Here is a 20811-nt window from a genome sequence, read left to right on the forward strand (position 1 = left end):
GAACGGCGATGGAAGATCGCCGTCGTCCTCAAGCGGCGGGAATTCCGCGCTTTGCCAATACGCCATCAAGCCAATCTCGCCGCAGCTCCGGCACGGAAGTGATGAGCTGTTCGGTATAGGGCTTGTAAGGCGGCGCAAAAACATCAGCCGTTTCACCGGTTTCGACAATCACGCCATGCTGCATCACCATGGTCCGGTCCGCCAACCTGCGAACGACGCCCAGATCATGGGTGATGAACAGATAGGAGACGGACAGTTCATCCTGCAACGAGCGCAGCAATCGCAAGATCTCTTCCGCCACAAGCGGATCGAGTGCAGACGTAACCTCATCGCAAATGATGAGATCGGGACGCGCTGCAAGGGCGCGGGCAATACAGACGCGCTGCTTCTGACCGCCGGAAAGCGCTTTTGGAAGCCGCTCGGCAAAATCCCGCGGTAGTCCGACAAGATCCAGCACCCGTCCAACTTCGGAGGCGCGCTGGTCCTCTTTCATATTGAAATAAAATGACATGGGCCGACCGATGATGTCGCCCACCGTCTGTCGCGGATTGAGTGCCACATCCGGTAGCTGATAGACGAGTTGGATGCGGCGGAGCTCTTCGCGGCTGCGCTTCTTGTAGCTGTCGGCAAGCCTGTGCCCGACAAGTGAGATAACCCCCGAGGAATGGGGTGGCAAACCTGCGATAACGCGTGCGAGCGTGGACTTTCCAGACCCGGATTCGCCAACGACAGCGAGCGTTTCACCGCGGTGCAACGTCAGATGGACATTGTCCAATACCTTTTTGCGCCCGTAATGAGCCGTCACGTCCCGCACATCCAGCAAGACCTCGCCCCTCTCGTGGTGAACGCCTTGCCCCGCCATGCTGGTTTCGCGTTCCGAAACAAGACGCTTGGTGTAATCCTCCTGAGGATGCTCGAGGATCTGCTCGGCGCTCCCCTCCTCTACCCGCTTTCCATGGCGCAAGACCGTGATCGTATCGGCCACCTGCGCCACCACCGCCAGATCGTGCGTGATGTAAAGCGCGGCGGTCTTGTACCGCTGGATCAGATTGCGCAGCAGCGCGAGAACTTCGATTTGCGTCGTGACATCGAGAGCCGTGGTCGGCTCATCGAGCACAAGGATGTCCGGCCGGCATGACATCGCCATGGCAACCATGGCACGCTGCAACTGACCACCGGAAACCTGATGCGGGTAGCGACTGCCGAAATTGCGAAAGTCCGGAAGCTGCAGCGCCTCGAGCAGTTCCAGCATCCAGGCATGTGCCTCCTGCCGGTTCATGATGCCATGATAAAGCGGCCCCTCGATGATCTGATCGCCGATTTTCATGGCGGGATTGAAAGCCGCAGCGGCACTCTGGGCGACATAGGCAATACGCGCGCCACGCACCGCCTCGCGTCCAGCACGGCCGATCTTCATCAAAGAGATGCCATCGACGACGATCTCGCCGTCAACGATACGGCAGCCATTTCGACCGTAGCCCATGGCGGCGAGACCGATGGTGGATTTCCCCGCCCCCGATTCACCAATGAGGCCTTTGACCTCACCGCGGGACAGGTCGAGATCGATGCCATCGACCAGAACGGCGCCGTTGGGAGCTGCGACTTTCAGGCCGCGGATTTGAAGGACTTTGGTTTCGCTCATCGATCCGCTCCTTGAATTGCACTGCGGCCCGCCAGCAACCAGTCGACGACAAGATTGATGCCGATGGTCAGAATGGCGATCGCGGCAGCGGGATAAAGCGGCGCATAAAGGCCGTAAAGAATAGCCTGTTGGTTATCTTTCACCATTCCGCCCCAGTCTGCGAAAGGCGGCTGAATACCGAGGCCAAGGAATGAGAGACCGGCAACGAAGAGGAAGGTGAAGCAGAAACGCAGACCGAATTCCGCGATCAGCGGCGGCAGCGCGTTCGGCAAGATTTCCTTGAAGACCAGCCACACCAAGCCTTCGCCCCGCAGACGTGCGGTTTCGGCGTATTCGAGAACATTGATCCCTTGCGCAACGATACGTGCCAGACGAAACACACGGGTCGAGTCCAGCAATGCGATGGTGACGATCAGAACCGGGATCGACGATCCCAGCGCCTGCAAGACGACCAAAGCCGAAATCAACACCGGAATGCACATGACGGTATCGACGATGCGCGAGAGAATGGTATCGACCCAACCTCCGAAAATCGCCGCAACAAAGCCGAGCGTGATGCCGATGGTAAACGACAACAAAGATGCGGCGAGCGACACGCCGATGGACATCTGCGCGCCTGCGAGAATACGCGACAGCATGTCCCGGCCGTTCTGATCGAGACCGAACCAGTGGGCGGCTGAAGGGGGATCGAAGGGCGATCCGACGATCTCCTCCTGACCGAAAGGCGCAATATGAGGACCGGCCAAGAACAGGATAATGTTGAGTGAAATGATGAAGAGACCGATCCATGCCGTCGGTGAAATAGTACGCAGGAATTTCATCGGGCATGCCTCAGGCGCGGATTGAGCGCGATTGCCGTAACATCGGCAATAATGTTCAGGATAACGTAGGCGGTACCGAACACGAGCGCCGCCGCTTGAACCAGCGGAAGATCGCGTTTCGAAACGGCATCGACCATAAAGCGACCAAGCCCGTTGTAGTTAAACACCGCCTCGACCAGAACGACGCCGGTAATGAGGTAGGCGATGTTGAAGGATACGACATTGACGATGGGGGCTGCCGCATTGGGAAGCGCGTGGCGAAGAACCGCACGCTTGGTGCGTAGACCCTTCAGGTAAGCAGTCTCCACGTAAGCCTGATCCATGACGGCCAGAACCGCGGTCCTGGTCATTCGCAGCATCTGGGCGACCGTTACCAGAACAAGCGTCAGAGCCGGAAGCGTCGTCGCCTTCAGCCAGTCTCCCATGCTCATGCCCGGATAGGTGTCCGCAAGGCTTGGCAAGAGATTGTATTGCACCGAGACGAACAGGATCAGCAGAAGGCCGAGGAAGTATTCGGGAAGCGACACGAAGGCGAGTGCCGCAATATTGACGGCCCGGTCGAAAAGAGTACCTCTCCAGATCGCGCTGAGTAGCCCCAGAAGAACGGCAACTGGCACCGAGATCACGGCAGCGTAGAACGCAAGCGCCATGGTATTCCAGAACCGTGGCCATAGCAGATCCGCAACGGGCTGCCGGTTGGCAAGCGAATTGCCAAGATCACCGGTTACAAAGCCGCCGAGCCAAATCAGGTATCTGTGCAGCAGAGGTTGGTTGAGACCGAGTTCCGTGCGCAGCACTGCGAGAGACTCGGGCGTTGCATTCTGTCCGAGTATTGCCGACGCCACATCACCAGGCAGAAGCTGCGTGCCGGCGAAAATCAGCGCCGACACGAGCAATAGCGTCAGAATACCCAAAGCAATGCGCTTCAGGATAAGGATAGTCATTACGCGTCCAACCATACCTTTTCAGCGAGACGAGCACCCATGAAGTTGAACATCGGGTGCGTGGTGACGCCTTTGAGCTTTTTGGACGTGGCGTCGAGATAATCGCCGAACATCGGGATCATCGCGCCGCCCTCGTTCGAGATCAGCGCCTGAAGCTCGGCATAGATTTCCTTGCGCTTGGCATCGTCCAGAAGAGCGCGGGCTTCGATCAGCTTCTTGTCGAAGGTCTCGTTCTTCCAATGCGTGTCGTTCTGTGCCGAGGTGGACTGGTATGCAATCGTCAGCATCTGGTCGGCGGTCGGACGTCCGCCCCAATAGGACATGCAGAACGGTGCCTTCATCCAGACGTTGTCCCAATAACCATCCGAAGGCTCGCGCTTGATCGAAACATCGATTCCGCCCTTGGCAGCGCTGGTGCGGAAGATCGCTGCTGCGTCGACCGCGCCAGAGAACGCCGCGTCCGAAGCCGATATCTCGACCTTCAACGCATCGAGTCCAGCCTGCTTCAGATAGAACTTGGACTTCTCGGGGTCGTAAGGGCGCTGCGGCAGGTCCGCCGCGTAAAAGCGATCGGAACTTGGGATGGGATGATCGTTGCCGATACGGCCGTACCCACGCAAAGCGGTTTTCAAAAGCTGCTCGCGATCGATCGCGTGCTTGATGGCAAGGCGGACATTGTTGTCCTTATAAGGCGACTGCGTGCAGTCCATCAGGAATGTGAAATGCTGGCCGCCAGCCGATTGAACGATGTTGAGGTTAGGGTTACGACGCAAGAGATCGACGGTCTTGAAGTCGAGCTGATTGATCGCATGAACTTGGCCCGACATCATGGCATTGGTGCGCGCGGCAATGTCATTGATGACGATCACTTCGACAGCATCGACATGCGCGGCGTTCGGCTTCCAATAGCTAGGGTTACGTGTAAAGCGCGAGCGCACGCCGGGATCATAGCTTTCGAACACGAACGGACCCGTGCCAACCGGCTTGTTGAAATCCGTCCATCCTTCGGGAACGACAAGGAAGTGGTAGTCGGAGAGAATGTAGGGAAGGTCGGCGTTGCCGCTTTCCAGGACGATCTTGATTTCGCTGTCCGAGACTTTCTCGACGCTTTTGAGCGCAGACGCGATCGAACGCGCTCCAGAGGTGGTTTCGCCACGGTGAAGATTGATCGAGTAAATCACATCTTCGACTGTCAGCGTCTTGCCGTTATGGAACGTTACGCCTTGCCGCAGCTTGAACGTCCACTCCTTGGCACCGGGCTGCGCTTCCCAGCTTTCGAGCAGTTCTGGAACCGCTTGGTTATTGGCGTCGATCTCAACAAGGCCGTTCATAATCATGAAGGCCTGATTAACGGGAACCCAGTCCTTCAAGATGCGCGGATCGAGATTGTCTGTCGTGCTACCGCCGCCAATACCAAGTTTCAGCACGCCCCCTTTCTTCGGAGTTTGAGCGTCTTGTGCGCTGGCCTGCGTGATGAAACCAGCAGAAAGCGCCGTCAGACCGGCAGCGCCGATCAGGAAGCTACGCCGGTCGAGAGAAAAGGAAGAAGGGGGGTGAGTCATGGTATAGTTCCCTGTTTTTATCATCGCCGTTCATGGGACGGCTCTCGGGTTTGGCCTATCGTACTCGGCGGTTCGGCACTAGAGACGCAGCCATAACCGAGGGTATGATTTTTGCGCATGGGGTCATGAAATCAAAGCGCATCCGCTTGTTTGCGAAGCGGAGTAAACGGGCGGCGCCGGAGTGAACCGGCGGTCGATGCGACCATACTAGGCGGATACGGAGTGCGTATAAATGGGGCTTGCGGACATTGTTGGCCTTGCAGGAGCAATTTTCTATCTCATCGCATATGCCCTGCTGCAATTGCGCGTTCTGAACGTTGAAGACGGCCGCTACACCATTCTGAATATCCTCGGCGGCGTTCTCCTGATCTACTCGCTGATATGGAATTTCAATCTTGGCTCCCTGATTTCACAGGTGGCGTGGCTGATATTCACTTTGATAGGTTACGCACGCTTCATGCTGGATCGTCGGCGCAGAGCGCGTGTGGTGCAAGCGTAACGAAAATCAGCGCGCGGTCGCCTTGTTGTTTGCAATCAGCCAGTCGGCCACTTCGCGCACGATCTTTCGCTGATGTCGGTCAGCAGGCCGCATGAGATAGAATCGTCCTTCGGATCGCATCGTGTGGCTATGCACCGGAACGAGGACACCGCTGTCCAGTTGATCGCGGATGAGCCATGTCCAGCCGAGCGTCGTGCCGAGACTCTGGGAGGCAGCCGCGACACACAAACCGTAATCTCCAAGTTTCCAGTGCACTGCATCCTGCGGCGGTGACATCTTTGATGATCGCCACCAATCGCCCCAATCCTGCCACTCGCGCATAGAGTCTTCAATGGAAATGAGTACCGGCGCCTTTTGCTCTTCCAGCGTCAGCGCGCCAGCGCCCGAAACCGGCACGACCTCTTCCTGACCAAGTTCAGAGAGCCAAACGCCGATCGGTCTTTCTTTGCGGTAGAAAATAGCAAGATCGAACTCGTCGAGCCGCAAATGTGCGACGTCGTCGGTGACGCGCAGTCTGAGTTCAAGACCTGTAATATCGTTCTTCAGTTTCTTGAGGCGCGGCATAAACCACTGATCGGCGATCCCTCTGGAACAGGCAATCGTGATCTGGCTGGCGCCTGTCCATGAGCGAACACCATCCGTGACACTTGCGATATCGAGGATCAGTCGAGAGACGTCGATGGAATAATTCTCGCCCACTGTCGTCAACCGCACGCCTGTCGGTACACGTTCGAACAGTTTCGAGCCAATAAATGCTTCCAGCTTACCGATCTGGCGGCTGACCGCGCTCTGGGTCAAACCCAGTTCGATGCCTGCACGGGAAAAGCTTCCGAGACGCGATGCCGCTTCGAAAACAACCAGCGCTTCAAGTGGCGGCAATCTGGAAAAGGTCTGCATTTTGATCCCTGACGTTGCCGGATCAAATACATGCACATCACAGGATCATCAACGTGGTTATTGTCTTAAGGCGGCAAGCTCTTCTTCAAGAACTCGTGGCTTGCCGCCTAAGCTTATCGCTTCGCTTCAACGGCCTGAAACCCGGATAGCACCGGCGTCACCAAAACTGCGCTGAACGGCCTGCAACTGGTCGGCTGCGATATCAACCGATACTTCGATCTCACCTTCGTGAGGAGCGTCGGCACGCTTCACGTCGCCGCGGGACGATTCCGTTCCTGTGGTGTTTTCGTCGGAAGCTGACTGGATGAAGATGTCCGGGCGAGCAATACCGTGCTGCTGCACCAAGTGTTCGACGGCAAGGTCGGCAGCCTCACGGGTATCGAATGTCGCGCGAATGGTACTGGTGGCGTTGTCGGCCATAATGGATCTCCTCAAACCTGTTGAGGAGGTCAAACTCTTCATGTGCGCGCTGGTTTCATCCGGCTCGACAAACTTCTGGCGTCAACATATTGGCGCACGCCATCGCACATGCTATGTTCTACTTTTGTTCGAAACCGCATCCCCGGCCTCCATGAGCTTCATCGACCCCTCGCCGCTTCGAAAAATCATTCATGTGGACATGGATGCATTCTACGCGTCCGTCGAGCAGCGTGACAATCCCGAGCTTCGTGGCAAGCCTCTCGCCGTTGGTGGCGCTGCGGCGCGTGGTGTCGTTGCAGCAGCGAGCTACGAAGCGCGCGCTTTTGGCGTACATTCCGCCATGCCCTCCGTGACCGCAGCACGCAAGTGCCCCGACCTCATCTTCGTCAGACCCCGGTTCGAGGTCTACCGCGCCGTCTCTCAGCAAATCCGGGAGATATTTGCCGAGTATACGCCACTGATCGAGCCTCTTTCGCTCGATGAGGCCTATCTGGATGTGACCGAGAACTTGAAGGACATGCCGATCGCGACCGAGATTGCGCTCGAAATCCGCGAGAAGATCAAGATGGTGACTGGCCTCAACGCATCCGCCGGGATTTCCTACAACAAGTTTCTCGCCAAGATGGCGTCGGACCTAAACAAGCCCAATGGTCAGGCGGTGATCACGCCCAAGCGCGGGCCGGCATTCGTCGAGGGATTGGCCGTCAAGAAGTTTCACGGCGTCGGACCGGCAACCGCCGAGAAGATGCGCAAATTGGGGATCGAAACCGGCGCCGATCTCAAGGCACAGACGCTCGAATTTCTCACACAGCATTTCGGTAAGTCGGGGCCATATTTCTATGGGATCGCGCGTGGTATCGACGAGCGCAGGGTTCGACCCGACCGTATCCGAAAATCGGTCGGCGCTGAAGATACTTTCATGCAGGATATTGAAGACCTCGATCTTGCCACCGACGAGCTGAGACCGCTTGCCGAGAAGGTCTGGAGCTACTGCCAGGCCAAGGGTTTCAGTGGGAAGACTGTGACCGTGAAGATCAAGTACTCAGACTTTACACAGGCGACCCGCAGTAGGAGCAACGCTGTCCCGTTCGCCAACGGGAACGCTATCCTGGAAGCCGCCGTAGGACTGCTCGCAACCGTCTATCCTTTTAAACGGTCGGTCCGCCTGCTCGGCGTTACGCTTTCTTCTCTTACCAATGAGGGCAATCCAGACGATGGGGAACAACCTCAGCTCGGCTTAGATTTATAATCGATGAGAGACAGTAGAGACGACCTAAAGGTGTCAGTGCGCCGCATACGCGTAATTGATCTAGAGACCGCCGGTAACGGTGCAAACGACGTTTGCGAGATCGGCTGGCAGGATGTGGCCCTGGCCGATGACGGACGTTGGGCGCTGACGGACGAGCGTGGCGCCCTCTTCGTTAATCCCGGTCGTCCCATAACGGCTGACACCATGGCCATCCATCACATTCTCGACGAGCAGGTCGCGGACGCACCTTTCTGGAAAGACGTGGCGCCGAGCGTTTTGCGTCCTGAGGGCGGCTTGGTAGCGTTGGCAGCTCACCGTGCGGCCTTCGAACAGCGATATTGTACCGCCAGACTTACGGGAGGGTTGCCCTGGATCTGCACGTGGAAATCTGCGCTACGGGTTTGGCCTGAGCTGCCACGGTTTTCCAACCAGATGTTGCGCTATCAGCGGATGCCGGAGGGACTTGTCCATGAGATCGGGCTGCCTGCACACCGGGCCATGCCGGATGCCTATGTCACCGCTCATCACCTGCGCGATATGCTGAACGCTGCCTCGCTCGAAGAGCTACTGGCGTGGAGTGCCGAGCCAGGACTGCTACCGCGCGTGCCTGCAGGTCCAGACCGCGGGAAAGCATGGGCTCGCCTGACGACCGAGGCATTGGCTGGATATCTTCAAGATCGGGATGGCGATGTGCGGTTCAGCGCCCAAACCGAGTTGAACAAGCGCGGAGACATTGAAATTCATCAAGACATCGAGCCGGCGCAGGGTTCGTTGTTGTGAGCGGCCGCGCAAAACCAACCTCCTATCCTGACACGCCAGACGGTCGGTATTTTGTGGTCCGCGGACGCCTCTGGCGCAAAAGCGATCCCGCTCTGGACGAGGAGACCAAGGCGCGGTTGGTCAAGGAATTGATGGCTGCGAGGCGCGCTGTTCGGCAAGCGAAGGGTGATCAGGCGAAGTTGGCGCTGGCGCGTGCGCGGGTTGACGACGCCAAGATCGCTCTTGGCGAGAGGGGAAAGGTGTGGTGAGATGATGGGGAGCCCGATCTTAATCGGCACCTCGTCAAGAACACCATTTATGCGACCTGGTTTTCGCAGCTTTCCGCAGACGACCCCATCAACAGCGGCTCGCGCATTTAGGTGTCAGCTCAAGTTCTGAAGGCCTCGCCATTTAACCTGCTGGCTTTCAACTCTTCCACACTACTCCCCGTCAGACAACCGGGTTCCGGTCCTCTCTGCGCGCCCGGCAGCAGCCTGTCGAGATGCCTTAAGCCGAGGAATATGGCCGAGCCGACATGCCGGTTAACTCCACGAAAATCCCGCGCTGGGGGGTGTACGTCCTACGCAACTCTCTCGCCCAAAGCGAAAGCATGTGACTATTTGTAGGGCAATATGCAAAAATTGTTCAACACGATGGACAGGATTGTTCGCCTTTGTTAGCGTCGATTTGTATTGTGGAGGAACCAGTACGATGCTGCTCATCGGCCTCAAACGCGACCTTTCGACGGATTTTAGCGCCCCTGCGACCGGCAAGGACGATCCTCACGTCCTCGACCTTGGCGACACTGGCACGGTCCTTGCAGCAAGGGCGCTGACATGACCATTGCAAAGGATATTGCCCTCATGGACGACAAGACACCGCTCCTCTCCGTCGAAGGTCTGAGCGTTGAGTTTGGTGAAAACCGAGTCGTGGACGATCTGTCGTTTATAGTGAAAGCGGGTCGGACGGTCGCAGTCGTCGGTGAATCGGGATCGGGCAAATCGGTCACGTCACTTTCGACGATGCGTTTGGCCGACATGATGGGAGCGACCTACCCCACCGGGAAAATCCTGTTCGAAAACAAGGATCTGTTGAAGACATCTCAGAAGGAGATGCGGTCGATCCGCGGCAAGGAGATCGCCATGATCTTCCAGGAGCCGATGACCTCTCTAAACCCGGTCTTCACGATCGGCGACCAGATTTGCGAAGTGCTGATCTTACATGAGAAGCTCAGCAAGCAGGAGGCAATGGCGCAAGCCCAGTCGCTGCTCGACATGGTGCGTCTGCCGGATGCGGCCGAATTGGTAAAGCGCTATCCCCACCAGCTCTCCGGGGGCATGCGCCAGCGCGTGATGATCGCCATGGCGCTTGCCTGCCGCCCGAAGCTGCTGATTGCCGACGAGCCGACGACCGCGCTGGATGTCACCATTCAGGCGCAGATTCTCAACATCATGCGCGACCTGCAAAAGAAACTCGGCATGGGCATGGTCTTCATCACCCACGACATGGGCGTGGTGGCAGAGATGGCCGATGATGTCGTGGTGATGTGGAAGGGCAAAAAGGTCGAGGAAGGTCCGGTCAAGGATGTCTTTGCCCATCCTAGGCACCCTTATACGCGCGCGCTCCTCTCCGCTGTTCCCCGCCTTGGCAGCATGGACGGTGAAGACTATCCCAAACGCCTGCCGCTGACCGTATTGCAGAATGGCGAGCCCATCACCGTAGGCGAAGAACGCGTCCAGGACACGGCGAAATACGATCAGAAGCCGCTGCTGTCCGCCAAAGATCTCTTCGTGCGTTTCGATATCCGCAAGAACCTGTTCGGCAAGACGACCCATCGTCTGAGTGCAGTCCAGAAGGTGAGCTTCGACATTCATGCAGGGGAAACGCTGGCACTGGTTGGTGAATCCGGTTCCGGCAAGTCCACCATCGGACGGACCATCCAGCAATTGCAAAACGCCGTCTCTGGCGAGATCTCATTCAACGGCCGCAGCTTTTCGCAGATGTCCGCCTCCGAGCGCTTCCGCATGCGCCAGGAAGTGCAGTACATCTTCCAGGATCCATTCGCCTCGCTCGACCCACGCAAGACAGTCGGCTTCTCGATTGCCGAACCCATCAACACGCATGGATTGATCAATGATAACAAGGCGGTGAAGCGACGTGTGGATGAACTGCTGGAGCGCGTTGGATTAACGTCCGAACACGCCTCTCGCTATCCCCACGAGTTTTCAGGCGGTCAGCGACAACGTGTCTGTATCGCCCGTGCGCTCGCATCCGATCCAAAGCTGATCATTGCCGATGAAGCTCTCTCGGCCCTCGACGTTTCGATTCAAGCCCAGATCATCAATCTGTTCATGGATCTACAGGCCGAACGTGGCCTCGCCTACCTCTTCATCAGTCATGACATGGCCGTGGTCGAGAAGATGAGCCACCGCGTGGCCGTGCTCTATCTCGGTCAGATCATGGAGATGGGAAGCCGTCGCCAGGTGTTCGAGACACCGACGCATGACTACACCCGTCGATTGCTCTCTGCCGTGCCGGTCGCCGACCCGACCATAGAGCGCCGCATCGCCATGATCGAAGGCGAGATACCCAATCCGGTGCGCCGCGTCGGCGACGAACCACCGATCCTTACCCATCGCGAAATCAATCCTGGTCACTTCATCGCCCAAAGTGCCTGACCGAACCAACACTCACACCATCTGAAGAGGAAACAGAAGATGAGATTAATCAAAAGGGGAATATCCGCTGCCATGACGTCGCTGGCCTTGGCCAGCGTTGCATTCGTGGCATCACCCGCTTTTGCCGCCGGCAAAATGACCATTTCCAGCCCGCAGGACCCGGGCAGCTGGGACCCGATCGACACCTTCCTGGTTCAGTGGGCAGCGGTTGCCACCAACATCTTTGACGGTCTGACCTATCGCGGCCCGGACTTGAAGCTGGTACCAGGCCTCGCTGAATCCTGGGAAGAACTGGATGGGGGCAAGCGCATCCGCTTCAAGCTCCGCCAGAACGTCAAGTTCCACGACGGCGAGCCCTTCAACGCCGCAGCGGTCAAGTTCACCTTCGAGCGCCTTCTCGGCGAACAGGGCGCAAAGGGCCCACAGCGTTCCAACTACGTATCGATCGAAAGCGTCGATGTCATCGACGACTATACCGTCGATATGAAGCTTAAGGCGCCCGATCCCGTGTTGCTGACCAAGCTGGCCGGTTACGGCGCCATGATCGTGCCGCCGAAGTACATTCAGGAAAAGGGCGAGGACAACTTCAACCTCAATCCTGTCGGCACCGGTCCATTCAAGTTCGTGTCCTACGCACCGAAAAACAACATCAAGCTGGAAGCCAATCCGGATTACTGGGGCGGCGCTCCGAAGCTGTCGGAACTGGAGTACCGCTTCATCGCTGAGCCTGCGACCGCCGTTGCAGAATTGCAGGCAGGCCGCGTCGATCTGGTCATCCCGCCCACCATTCCAATCGGCATGATCCCTGTGATTGAAGGCGACTCCAAGCTTGAGATCGTCAGCGTTCCAGGCCCAACCGTCGATGCACTGCGCTTCAACACGCGTGATGGCATCACTGCCGATCCGAAGGTGCGTAAGGCGATCATCATGGCGGTCGATCGCGGCACCATCGTGAAGTCGATCCTTGCCGGGCAGGCCTCGGAAATCGCAAGCTTCCAGAGTGCATTGTCCTTTGGTTACGATCCTGAACTGAAGCCGCTGCCTTACGATCCAGAAGCTGCCAAGAAGCTGTTGGCCGAAGCCGGCGTGAAGCCGGGCACGACGCTTCAGATCGACATTCGCGGCAATGACGCGACGATGAATGAAGTAGCGCAGGTCATTTCCAGCTATCTCTCCATGGTCGGCATTACCGCGACCATCAAGCCCTATGAAACCAATGTTCTGCTGAACGACATCATCCCGCAGGGCAAGACCGGCGCCATGTTCCAGCAGAAGTGGGGCGGCTGGACCTTCGACTACGACAACACGGCCTATTCCATGTACCACTCCGGCGAAAAGTGGAACCCCTATGACAAGGACGAGAAGCTGGACAAGATGCTGGAATCCCAGCGTCCTCTGACAGACCGTGCCGAGCGGGAAAAGATCCTGAAGGAGATCGGCAGCTACACCGCCGATCGCGCACTTGAACTTCCGCTCTACAACACCAACGCCATCTACGGCATGAACAAGCGGGTCAAGGGTTTCATCGCACCACCGGACAACCGTCTGAAGCTCACCGACGTCACCGTCGAATAAGGCTCTCGACCCTTTGACGCATCGCCTTGCCCGCTTGCGCGGGCAAGGCAGGACATTTCTCAAGGAAAAACACGTGGCCGGTTTTCTCATCAAGCGATTGCTGCAGGCGATTTTCGTCGTCATCGCCATCACCCTTCTCGTCTCCTTCGCGATCCGTCTGACGGGCGACCCCGCGGTCACCATGTTCCAGGGCGGCGGCAGCATGACGGAAGACGACCTGGCACGCATTCGTGCAGCGCTCGGGACCGATCGACCCTTCTTCGTTCAATATTTCAGCTTTCTGAAGGGGCTTGTAACGCTCGATTTTGGGCGCAGCTTCACCGGCAGCACGCCGGTCTCCCGACTGATTGCGGACGCACTCCCAGCCACACTGCTCCTCGCTTTCATCTCCATGGCCGTATCGATCGCGCTTTCCATTCCGCTGGGGATCAAGGCTGCCACGTCGCGCGGCAAGACGGCGGATCAGGTCATCCGCATCTTCTCGCTCATCGGCCTGTCGTTTCCGAATTTCTGGCTTGCAACAATGCTGGTGCTGCTCTTCTCGATCACGCTCGGCTGGTTGCCGCCAAGCGGCATGGGCGGATTTGCGAGCTACATCATGCCAGCCGTCACAATGGGCGTCATCCTGACAGCCACCAATGTTCGTCTGGTGCGCACGGCCATGCTCGACACGTTACGCTCGCAATATGTGATGGTGGCGCGGGCCAAGGGCCTGAGCGAAAACAAGGTGCTCTACAAGCATGCCCTCCGCAACTGCGCCATTCCGCTCATTACTTATTTCGGCCTTCAATTCGGTGGGCTGCTCGGCGGCATCGTCGTCATCGAGCGCGTCTTCAACTGGCCGGGCCTCGGCACGCTCGCCTTCGATGCGGTCGGTGCACGCGACTACCCGGTTCTCCAGGCCGTCATCACTGTCCTGTCGCTGATGATCGTCGGCATCAACCTTCTGGTCGATATTGCCTATGGGCTTGTCGATCCGCGCATCCGCACGGAGTAAGAGACGATGGCTGCCAAAACCTTGCGCGCCTCGCGCTTCAACAGTCTTGAATTCATCCTTGGCGCAACGCTGACGCTGGTGATCTGCCTTGCCGTCGTCTTCTCTGACGTCCTCTTCCCCGGCGGCGCGGACAAGATCGACCTGATGGCCCGACTTGCAAAGCCCTTCACAAATGCCGCTCATCCCTTCGGGACCGACCCGCTCGGCCGCGACGTCTTGGCACGCGTCGTTGCCGGTGGCAAGATTTCACTCCTCGTTGGCTTCACCTCGGTGATCGGAGCGGTGATCTTCGGCGTCGCTGTGGGGCTGGTGGCCGGTTACTACCGCGGCTTCTGGGACATGCTGGTGATGCGCTTTGCCGACATCCAGCTCGCCATGCCCTTCATCCTGCTGGCCATCACTTTCATCGCCATCGTCGGCGGTAGCCTGACGAACACCATCATCCTGCTGATCGTATCGCAGTGGGTGCAGTATGCCCGTCTGGTGCGCGGTTCGGTGCTGACGCTGAGGGAGCGCGAGTTCATCCTGTCTGCCCGTGCCATCGGCGTGAAGGACTGGCGCATCATCCTCCAGCACCTGCTACCAAACCTGATCGGTCCCGTCATCGTGCTGATGACGCTGAACATCGCCACCAACATCCTGCTCGAGAGCAGCCTGACCTTCCTCGGCCTCGGCGTCGATCCCACGATTCCCAGCTGGGGCGGTATGCTGGCGGATGGTCGTACTTATCTTCAGATCGCATGGTGGGTCAGCGTCTTCCCAGGCCTGGCGATCCTTTTGACCGTTCTCGGTCTCAACCTTCTCGGCGACTGGCTGCGCGACAGCCTGGACCCAACCGGCAGAACCTCGAGGTAAACGCCATGAACCAGCTTTTCCGCCAGACTTTCGCTCGAACGCTGGACACCTTGGTCGAGCAAGGAATTCCAGGCCAGCAACTGGAAGCCTGGACCTTCGACGATCCTGCAAGCCGGCGGCGGGCAGAAAAGCGATTGCAGGAAAAGGGCGTGGATGCGCGGATCCGAAGCGCTTATAAGCCACTTCTCTTTGCTTTCCTGGAAGAGATCAGCCTGGAGGGTGTCGAGGCGATCGAAGTGCGCTATCCGGTCCATCCCAAAGCACCCGCCAACCGCTTCCGGCTGGAGGCCTATCCGCTCGCGGCTCTCGTAGGTGAAGCAAACATCAGCTTCATCGCCCGTGACGACGGTGACTTTCATTATGATCTCTCGCTGAAGCGCGGGGAGCGGATCGAAAGCGTGATTGTCCTCGCGCCGAACCGCGTGCATACCGACATCGTTGGCGAAATCAATGTATCACCCACAGGCTGGGTGAAGCTTGGCGGGCAGCCGGGTGAGCGACTGGAAACGGATTACGAGAAGCTCTTCGAGGCGGGTATCAGAGCCGTCGCCGGTCATGCCTGGGGTGACCATGAACCCTATTTCGAAGAACTGAATATCCGTGTTACTCATCCCGCGCAGGATATCTCGTTGCCGGTCGGCGATGAGGTCGTGAGCCTTCGCGAAGCGCTCCATGAAGATTTCTATTTCTCCCTTCTCGAATTTTTCCAGAAAAAATCAGGCCGGCCCTTGGGTGATCGGGGGCTGAGACCGGGCCAGATCGTGCCGGAGATCGTCAAGAGCGACGGGGAAATTTCGGTCGTCATCGAGACGCGAGCGCTCACGACAGGTTTCTCCGACGGGAATGAGCAGCCTATCGACACCGCCGGAGAACCAATCGCGGAAAGCCAGGTCAGAAAGCTTCTTACAGACATCGGCGGCGAGGCCTTCGAAGCACAATCGCGTTCCGGGCGCATCCTTTCCGCTCGCTATAACGCGGGCGACGATACCGCCGTGATGATCAGCGGCGGGCAACATCCGAACGAAACGACGGGCATTGTCGGCGCTCTTCGCGCAGCCCGTAAGCTTGCTCAGAGGAAGCAAGCCCACTTTACGATATCTCCGCTGGAGAACCCGGACGGCTATGCCGTGCACCAGCGACTTCGCCTCGACAATCCTCGCCATATGCATCATGCGGCCCGCTATACGGCGCTTGGCGATGATCTCGAATATCGCACTTCGGAGAACGCCGGCACGAACCTGTTCGAAAAGGAAATCCGATTCAAGGCCGAACAAAAGAGCAAGGCGAGGCTGCATGTGAACCTGCATGGCTATCCATCACACGAATGGACGAGACCGCTTTCCGGATATGTGCCGCGCAACTTCGCCATGTGGACGTTGCCAAAGGGCTTCTTTCTCATCATCCGCCATCACCCGGATTGGGAACTTCAAGCAGAAGCGTTGCTGGACAAGGTCACACGGCATCTCGGCGCGATCCCCGGGCTTCTCGATTACAACAACCGCCAGATCGCTCTCTATGAAATCCACGCGGGCGAGACAGGTTTTCGGATCATCAATGGCTTCCCCTGCCTCTCATCCGTCGATGATCGGCATACGGTTCCCATGACCCTGATCACCGAGTATCCTGACGAAACGATCTATGGCGACGATTTCATCACCGGTCACACCGCGCAGATGGAGACGGTTCTCTCGGCCTACGACGCTTGGCAAGAGATTATGCGTGAGGCCGCGTCTGCCTGACCCACGCGTGCGCGCCTTCCTCAAAGCGCGCCACTGAAAGCATCGATGAGAGTCTGACGGAGGTCGCTCATTGGTTGCTCCGGCGTCGTATTGGCGGGCATCATCCCGCCAACAAACCCCTTGGCCTCAAAGTGGCCGACGAGATCAGCATCGTCGCTGACGATATGCACGGGCACGGCGCGGGACGCGCCCTGCCCCGTAATGATGGGCGCGGGCTGATGATCGCCGAGGATGACGTAGACCACGCCGCGATGATGCCTTTCCATGAACTCCCCAAGCGTCGCCAACGAATAATCGATCGTCTGTATGTATTGGCGACGCACCCGCTCGGGGTCAGCCCAGACGACGGAGGGCGGGTCGCCACTGACAGCCTGATCGTTGAAGGCAGAGCCATCGCCGACCTTGTCCCAATCGATGAGCTTCGGCACGGGCGTCCAGGGCGCGTGGCTGGAAATGAGTGCAATCTCCGCCATCACATTCTGCCCCCGCTCGCGCGCAGGTTCGAGCGCCAAACGATCGAAAGCGGACATGGTGTACTGATCCGGCATCGTCACCCAGTTGAAGGGCTTACCACGATATTGAAGGCCGGATGCCGACAGGATCTGGTCATAGCCAAAATAATCCGCTTCCGGCCACGCCATGGTGATGGCTGGCATGACAGCTACACTGTGCCACCCGGCCTGAGCAAACAGCCGGTTCAAGCTCGGTTGGCGGCTGATCATCAGGCGATCGTAGCGTGCCTGACTGTCGACCCACAGTCCTGACAGCAAGGTGCCGTGGGCAAGCCAGCTCAGGCCACCAACCGTTGGGGACGTAACCCAGCCACTGGCTGCGTGTAAGCCTGCCGCTCCGATCTCACCATTGATGGCGCTGAGCCGCGGCACTGTAACGTCGGCGTATCGGGGATCTTCGATTGCAGACCGTCCATAGGATTCAACGAAGATCAGAATGACGTCCTTGCCTTTGACGCTTTGAAAAAGATCATGCCCATCTATGGGACCAAGCCCTGCGACCAACTCCTTTTCGAAAGCTCGCATGTCCTCTGCGGAGCGGATGACCAAACTCAGCCTATTCGACAAGTAGCCGGGCGTGCGAAAATCCACCCAAAGCAAGCCCAGCCACATCAGCCCTGCCCCAATGACAAAGATTGCCGCGAAAAGCGCTGTCAGAATGCGCCGCGTCGACCCGACAGCCTTCCCCATCCACGTCAGTGACCTCAGGAAGACGCTTGCCACAAGGACGAAGATCAGAACTCCTCCGACCAAGGCTGCGAGCGCTGCCGGTGTGCCGATCGTACCGGAAATCAGGTTCCAGCCATCCTTTAGCATCTTGATATCGAGATAGGGGTTGAACGGGCGCTGGAAGGCAGACTGCACGCCAATATCCGCGAGCTTCAGGAAAAGCACGAGGAAGACGACAAAGCCGCACACGAAAATCACGATGCGCCTTAGCCAACCCCTCGTCAAAAGCGTGAGAAGGCCGATGAGAGACCACTCCAACGGGAGTCTCTCGAACGCTCCCATCCCGAGTGCATCGGGATGATCAGGCAGGTTGAAAGCGAGCAGTGCAGCAGACGAGAAAAGCAATGCACCAATCACGGCTTTCAAGTTAATGTGTTTGCGGCTGGACCCTATTTTCCCGTTCACTTCAATCCACTCTCCAGGCAGTGCGTATCAATGAGCTGGACAAGCAGCCGAATGCAAAGGTCTTCCCGCTTGAACAAACTGCGAATTGTCGTCTCTTTTATCACCCTTGCATTTCTGATTGCGATCATTCTTCGAACAGATGTGAGCGCTCTCGGACAATCGCTCTCCCGAACCTCGTGGGTTGTTGTCGCAATCTGTCTTGCGCTGGTCCAAGTGCAAGTCGTCCTCTCTGCGCTTCGCTGGCGTTTCACCTCCCGTCGTCTCGGCCAGGACATCGCTCCTCTTAAAGCAATACGCGAATATTATGTCGCAAGCTTCCTGAACCAGACCCTTCCGGGCGGCGTGGGTGGAGATGCAATCAGGGCGTGGCGAATGCGAGGTAACGAACCCGGCGGCTGGCGCCAGCCTGCGAAGGCAGTGATCTTCGAGAGACTGTCTGGGCAGATTGCCTTTTTTATTCTTGCGATCGTCGGGATCATCGTCTGGCCGTTGGTGACCACGACGGATTTCGGACACCAGCTGCGGCACTATCTCCTGTTTGCTGGCGCGCTCCTTTTGGTCGCAGCGTTCGCTCTTTCTCAGGCGAAGCCCAAATGGGCGGCAGAGAGCGCATTGCGTGAAGGCCTCGCCGAGGTGTTTGTGCGAAGAGGAGCATGGGTCGTCCAGTCCATCACAAGCATGAGCGTGCTGATGACCTATGTGATCATATTCTTCATCGCGGCTGACGCGACAGGCTCGCACCTGCCCTGGGTCGCCTGTTTGACGATCATTCCTTTCTGTCTCGTGGCGATGCTCATTCCAACAGGCTTTGGCGGCTGGGGCACGCGTGAGGCTGCGGCAATGGCGCTCTGGCCGTTGTTGGGAGCGGCACCGGTCGATGGACTGGCGGCGAGCATCACTTACGGGTGGCTGTCGCTCCTGGGCACCGCGCCCGGCGCGATCTTCCTTGCCGCCAGCGCCTTGAAGAGACGACCGAGCCACGCCTGAGCGCTGCCTCACCGACGATCAATCCGCGCATAGACGTCGCCCGATTTGGCATCGGCTGGCATGGCAGCGAGTTCCATCAGCATCTGGCTTCCCGTTTTCCACCCTTGCGAAACGAAGCGATGGGTTTCACCTTCGACGCGACTGAAGCGGTAGTCGCCGATCGAGACAAGCTTCGCGATCGCTTCATGGGCAACAGACGGCATGGCCGGGATATACTCGAATGCGATGAGGTCAATCGGCTGGCTCAAGCCTGAGAGGACCGATGCTTCAGCGCCCTCCACATCGATCTTGACGAAGGCCGGCACCCCGTATTTTTCGATGAGATCATCCAGGCGCAGCATAGGGACAGTGACCTTCTTGTCCCATTCGACGTGAGAGAATCCGGCATTCTGCTTGACCGCTTCAACAAAGCTGGACGAAACGCTGGTAACCGTTGGGTGGCGGCTGGAGATCAGCAGGTCCACACTTTCCTGAGATGCACCGACAGCGACCCTTTCGAACCCCTCAAGCTCTTTGCCAAGATGCTTTTCGATGAAATCTGCGAAGAGCGGCTGAGGCTCGATTGCAACGACCCTCGCTCCGATCTCGATCAGTGTTCGGCTGCGGCTTCCCACATGAGCGCCGATGTCGAAGACGAGTTGTCCAGGGGAAACAAGGGAACGGTAGAAGCGCTTCAAGCCGAGACGTCTCCACGGCTGACCGTAATAGACGATGAGAGAGCGAATGAGACCGAGCGATGACGATAGCCTGCCCGCCACCGTCATGCGCCCACCCGCTTGCGCACGAGATACACAATGTCTGCAGCAAATGAGTAGACAAGCATCAAAAGCGCGGCCGCAGCCAGATAGTCTGAAACTGGAGCCACGACAGCAGGCACGAGGATGAGGCACAGCGCCGACACCTGCACGACGCAGACGAACTTGCGTCTCATGGACGGCGGGAGATCGGCCGCGAGGGCCGGAAGAAGCCAGCCAGCCGCCACAAAGACATAACGCATCAGCCCGATCAGCAGCACCCAAGCACCAGCCTTGTCCAGAAGAGCGGCTGCGACCGAAAGGATCAGGATCAGGAAGGCATCGACTTCCATATCGAAGCGCGCACCAAGCTCAGATTCTTGGCGATACCGCCGTGCGAGATAGCCATCGATCCCGTCAAGCATCAACGCCACCACAACGACGCCGACGAGAATCCATAAGACCGTGTCGGCTTGCTGCAGGCTTTCGAAACACAGCACCGTTGCCGCCGTCAAACTCACGAGCGACGCCCGAAAGGCCGTCACCATATTGGCGTAGCCGAATTGCCGATACGGGTATTGCGGAAGCATATAGAGCACAAAGGCAAAGATGGTCGAAAGGGAAAGCGTTGCCGCTACGACAAAATCCCAACCCAGCGACATTTCCACGCGCACCAAGACGGCGACGGCAATGGTGCCGAACAATAGGCAGGCAAGATTTACCAGCGTATTTTGCAGGAGAGGCCTTCGGTCTTTCAATGTCGCCAGCGACTCGCCGTGGATCAGTGCCATTTGTCTCCTCCCGGGA

General features: G+C 58.0%; 19 protein-coding genes and 1 pseudogene. 11 read left to right on the forward strand and 9 right to left on the reverse strand.

Going from position 1 to position 20811, the window contains the following annotated elements; genetic code table 11:
• Window positions 1-28: 28 nt before the first annotated feature.
• From QE408_RS01025 to QE408_RS01040, 4 genes are read right to left on the reverse strand one after another with little or no spacing between them, the layout of a single operon-like run.
• Window positions 29-1642 (reverse strand): ABC transporter ATP-binding protein, encoded by a 1614-nt coding sequence (locus QE408_RS01025; RefSeq protein WP_306927767.1) that lies wholly within the window; start codon window positions 1640-1642, stop codon window positions 29-31.
• Window positions 1639-2463, reverse strand: coding sequence for an ABC transporter permease (locus tag QE408_RS01030; RefSeq protein WP_306927769.1), 825 nt, complete (start codon window positions 2461-2463; stop codon window positions 1639-1641). Before QE408_RS01030 ends, QE408_RS01025 begins: the two co-directional genes overlap by 4 nt.
• Window positions 2460-3407, reverse strand: coding sequence for an ABC transporter permease (locus QE408_RS01035; protein ID WP_306927770.1), 948 nt, complete (start codon window positions 3405-3407; stop codon window positions 2460-2462). The genes QE408_RS01030 and QE408_RS01035 overlap by 4 nt, the downstream gene beginning before the upstream one ends.
• A complete protein-coding gene (locus QE408_RS01040) occupies window positions 3407-4969 on the reverse strand; it encodes an ABC transporter substrate-binding protein (protein WP_306927772.1) in 1563 nt (520 codons plus the stop codon). The genes QE408_RS01035 and QE408_RS01040 overlap by 1 nt, the downstream gene beginning before the upstream one ends.
• Before the next feature lie 232 nt (window positions 4970-5201).
• Between QE408_RS01040 and QE408_RS01045 the strand changes: the two genes are divergently transcribed.
• Complete coding sequence (locus tag QE408_RS01045; RefSeq protein WP_306927774.1) at window positions 5202-5468, forward strand: CBU_0592 family membrane protein; 267 nt, start codon at window positions 5202-5204, stop codon at window positions 5466-5468.
• A gap of 6 nt (window positions 5469-5474) precedes the next feature.
• Here the strand turns inward: QE408_RS01045 and QE408_RS01050 are convergent, their stop codons facing one another.
• Entirely contained in the window at window positions 5475-6365 is an 891-nt protein-coding gene (locus QE408_RS01050) for a LysR substrate-binding domain-containing protein (RefSeq protein WP_306927776.1), read from the reverse strand.
• Window positions 6366-6491: 126 nt separating this feature from the next.
• The gene (locus QE408_RS01055; RefSeq protein WP_306927778.1) at window positions 6492-6785 is read right to left on the reverse strand and encodes a hypothetical protein; all 294 of its coding nucleotides are present in this window, start codon (window positions 6783-6785) and stop codon (window positions 6492-6494) included.
• 151 nt (window positions 6786-6936) lie between these two features.
• Here QE408_RS01055 and dinB point away from each other — a divergent pair, with 151 nt between their 5' ends.
• The 9 genes and pseudogenes from dinB (at window position 6937) to QE408_RS01100 (ending at window position 16637) form a co-directional block, all read left to right on the forward strand.
• The gene (gene dinB / locus QE408_RS01060) at window positions 6937-8034 is read left to right on the forward strand and encodes a DNA polymerase IV (RefSeq protein ID WP_306930142.1); all 1098 of its coding nucleotides are present in this window, start codon (window positions 6937-6939) and stop codon (window positions 8032-8034) included.
• 36 nt (window positions 8035-8070) lie between these two features.
• A complete protein-coding gene (locus QE408_RS01065) occupies window positions 8071-8814 on the forward strand; it encodes an exonuclease domain-containing protein (RefSeq protein ID WP_306927779.1) in 744 nt (247 codons plus the stop codon).
• Window positions 8811-9173 (forward strand): annotated as a pseudogene (locus QE408_RS01070) (hypothetical protein). Before QE408_RS01065 ends, QE408_RS01070 begins: the two are co-directional and overlap by 4 nt.
• Before the next feature lie 331 nt (window positions 9174-9504).
• The gene (locus QE408_RS01075) at window positions 9505-9633 is read left to right on the forward strand and encodes a hypothetical protein (RefSeq protein WP_306927780.1); all 129 of its coding nucleotides are present in this window, start codon (window positions 9505-9507) and stop codon (window positions 9631-9633) included.
• Window positions 9630-11471 carry an ABC transporter ATP-binding protein gene (locus tag QE408_RS01080; RefSeq protein WP_306927781.1) on the forward strand — a complete coding sequence of 614 codons (1842 nt, stop codon included), beginning with the start codon at window positions 9630-9632 and terminating at the stop codon, window positions 11469-11471. Before QE408_RS01075 ends, QE408_RS01080 begins: the two co-directional genes overlap by 4 nt.
• A gap of 39 nt (window positions 11472-11510) precedes the next feature.
• The gene (locus tag QE408_RS01085; RefSeq protein ID WP_306927783.1) at window positions 11511-13046 is read left to right on the forward strand and encodes an ABC transporter substrate-binding protein; all 1536 of its coding nucleotides are present in this window, start codon (window positions 11511-11513) and stop codon (window positions 13044-13046) included.
• A gap of 73 nt (window positions 13047-13119) precedes the next feature.
• The gene (locus QE408_RS01090; RefSeq protein WP_065655348.1) at window positions 13120-14043 is read left to right on the forward strand and encodes an ABC transporter permease; all 924 of its coding nucleotides are present in this window, start codon (window positions 13120-13122) and stop codon (window positions 14041-14043) included.
• Window positions 14044-14049: 6 nt separating this feature from the next.
• Entirely contained in the window at window positions 14050-14898 is an 849-nt protein-coding gene (locus tag QE408_RS01095; protein WP_306927792.1) for an ABC transporter permease, read from the forward strand.
• A gap of 5 nt (window positions 14899-14903) precedes the next feature.
• Window positions 14904-16637, forward strand: a complete 1734-nt coding sequence (locus QE408_RS01100) for a M14 family metallopeptidase (RefSeq protein ID WP_306927794.1) — start codon at window positions 14904-14906, stop codon at window positions 16635-16637.
• Window positions 16638-16657: 20 nt separating this feature from the next.
• On the opposite strand, the gene QE408_RS01105 is transcribed toward QE408_RS01100, so the two are convergent.
• Window positions 16658-18136 (reverse strand): sulfatase, encoded by a 1479-nt coding sequence (locus QE408_RS01105; RefSeq protein ID WP_306927796.1) that lies wholly within the window; start codon window positions 18134-18136, stop codon window positions 16658-16660.
• A gap of 216 nt (window positions 18137-18352) precedes the next feature.
• Between QE408_RS01105 and QE408_RS01110 the strand changes: the two genes are divergently transcribed.
• Complete coding sequence (locus QE408_RS01110) at window positions 18353-19270, forward strand: lysylphosphatidylglycerol synthase transmembrane domain-containing protein (protein ID WP_306927799.1); 918 nt, start codon at window positions 18353-18355, stop codon at window positions 19268-19270.
• Between the two features lie 8 nt (window positions 19271-19278).
• On the opposite strand, the gene QE408_RS01115 is transcribed toward QE408_RS01110, so the two are convergent.
• A complete protein-coding gene (locus tag QE408_RS01115; RefSeq protein WP_306927801.1) occupies window positions 19279-20034 on the reverse strand; it encodes an FkbM family methyltransferase in 756 nt (251 codons plus the stop codon).
• Complete coding sequence (locus QE408_RS01120; protein ID WP_306927803.1) at window positions 20031-20795, reverse strand: CDP-alcohol phosphatidyltransferase family protein; 765 nt, start codon at window positions 20793-20795, stop codon at window positions 20031-20033. The genes QE408_RS01115 and QE408_RS01120 overlap by 4 nt, the downstream gene beginning before the upstream one ends.
• Window positions 20796-20811: the final 16 nt, after the last annotated feature.

The sequence above is a fragment of the Agrobacterium larrymoorei genome (assembly GCF_030819275.1).
Classification (GTDB): Bacteria; Pseudomonadota; Alphaproteobacteria; order Rhizobiales; family Rhizobiaceae; genus Agrobacterium; species Agrobacterium larrymoorei_B.

Excerpts from the sequence above, each read along its gene's own strand:
- QE408_RS01025 (WP_306927767.1), bottom strand. The coding sequence starts at position 1,642 with ATGAGCGAAACCAAAGTCCTTCAAATCCGCGGCCTGAAAGTCGCAGCT.
- QE408_RS01030 (WP_306927769.1), bottom strand. The coding sequence starts at position 2,463 with ATGAAATTCCTGCGTACTATTTCACCGACGGCATGGATCGGTCTCTTC.
- QE408_RS01035 (WP_306927770.1), bottom strand. The coding sequence starts at position 3,407 with ATGACTATCCTTATCCTGAAGCGCATTGCTTTGGGTATTCTGACGCTA.
- QE408_RS01040 (WP_306927772.1), bottom strand. The coding sequence starts at position 4,969 with ATGACTCACCCCCCTTCTTCCTTTTCTCTCGACCGGCGTAGCTTCCTG.
- QE408_RS01045 (WP_306927774.1), top strand. The coding sequence starts at position 5,202 with ATGGGGCTTGCGGACATTGTTGGCCTTGCAGGAGCAATTTTCTATCTC.
- QE408_RS01050 (WP_306927776.1), bottom strand. The coding sequence starts at position 6,365 with ATGCAGACCTTTTCCAGATTGCCGCCACTTGAAGCGCTGGTTGTTTTC.
- QE408_RS01055 (WP_306927778.1), bottom strand. The coding sequence starts at position 6,785 with ATGGCCGACAACGCCACCAGTACCATTCGCGCGACATTCGATACCCGT.
- dinB (WP_306930142.1), top strand. The coding sequence starts at position 6,937 with ATGAGCTTCATCGACCCCTCGCCGCTTCGAAAAATCATTCATGTGGAC.
- QE408_RS01075 (WP_306927780.1), top strand. The coding sequence starts at position 9,505 with ATGCTGCTCATCGGCCTCAAACGCGACCTTTCGACGGATTTTAGCGCC.
- QE408_RS01080 (WP_306927781.1), top strand. The coding sequence starts at position 9,630 with ATGACCATTGCAAAGGATATTGCCCTCATGGACGACAAGACACCGCTC.
- QE408_RS01085 (WP_306927783.1), top strand. The coding sequence starts at position 11,511 with ATGAGATTAATCAAAAGGGGAATATCCGCTGCCATGACGTCGCTGGCC.
- QE408_RS01095 (WP_306927792.1), top strand. The coding sequence starts at position 14,050 with ATGGCTGCCAAAACCTTGCGCGCCTCGCGCTTCAACAGTCTTGAATTC.
- QE408_RS01100 (WP_306927794.1), top strand. The coding sequence starts at position 14,904 with ATGAACCAGCTTTTCCGCCAGACTTTCGCTCGAACGCTGGACACCTTG.
- QE408_RS01115 (WP_306927801.1), bottom strand. The coding sequence starts at position 20,034 with ATGACGGTGGCGGGCAGGCTATCGTCATCGCTCGGTCTCATTCGCTCT.
- QE408_RS01120 (WP_306927803.1), bottom strand. The coding sequence starts at position 20,795 with ATGGCACTGATCCACGGCGAGTCGCTGGCGACATTGAAAGACCGAAGG.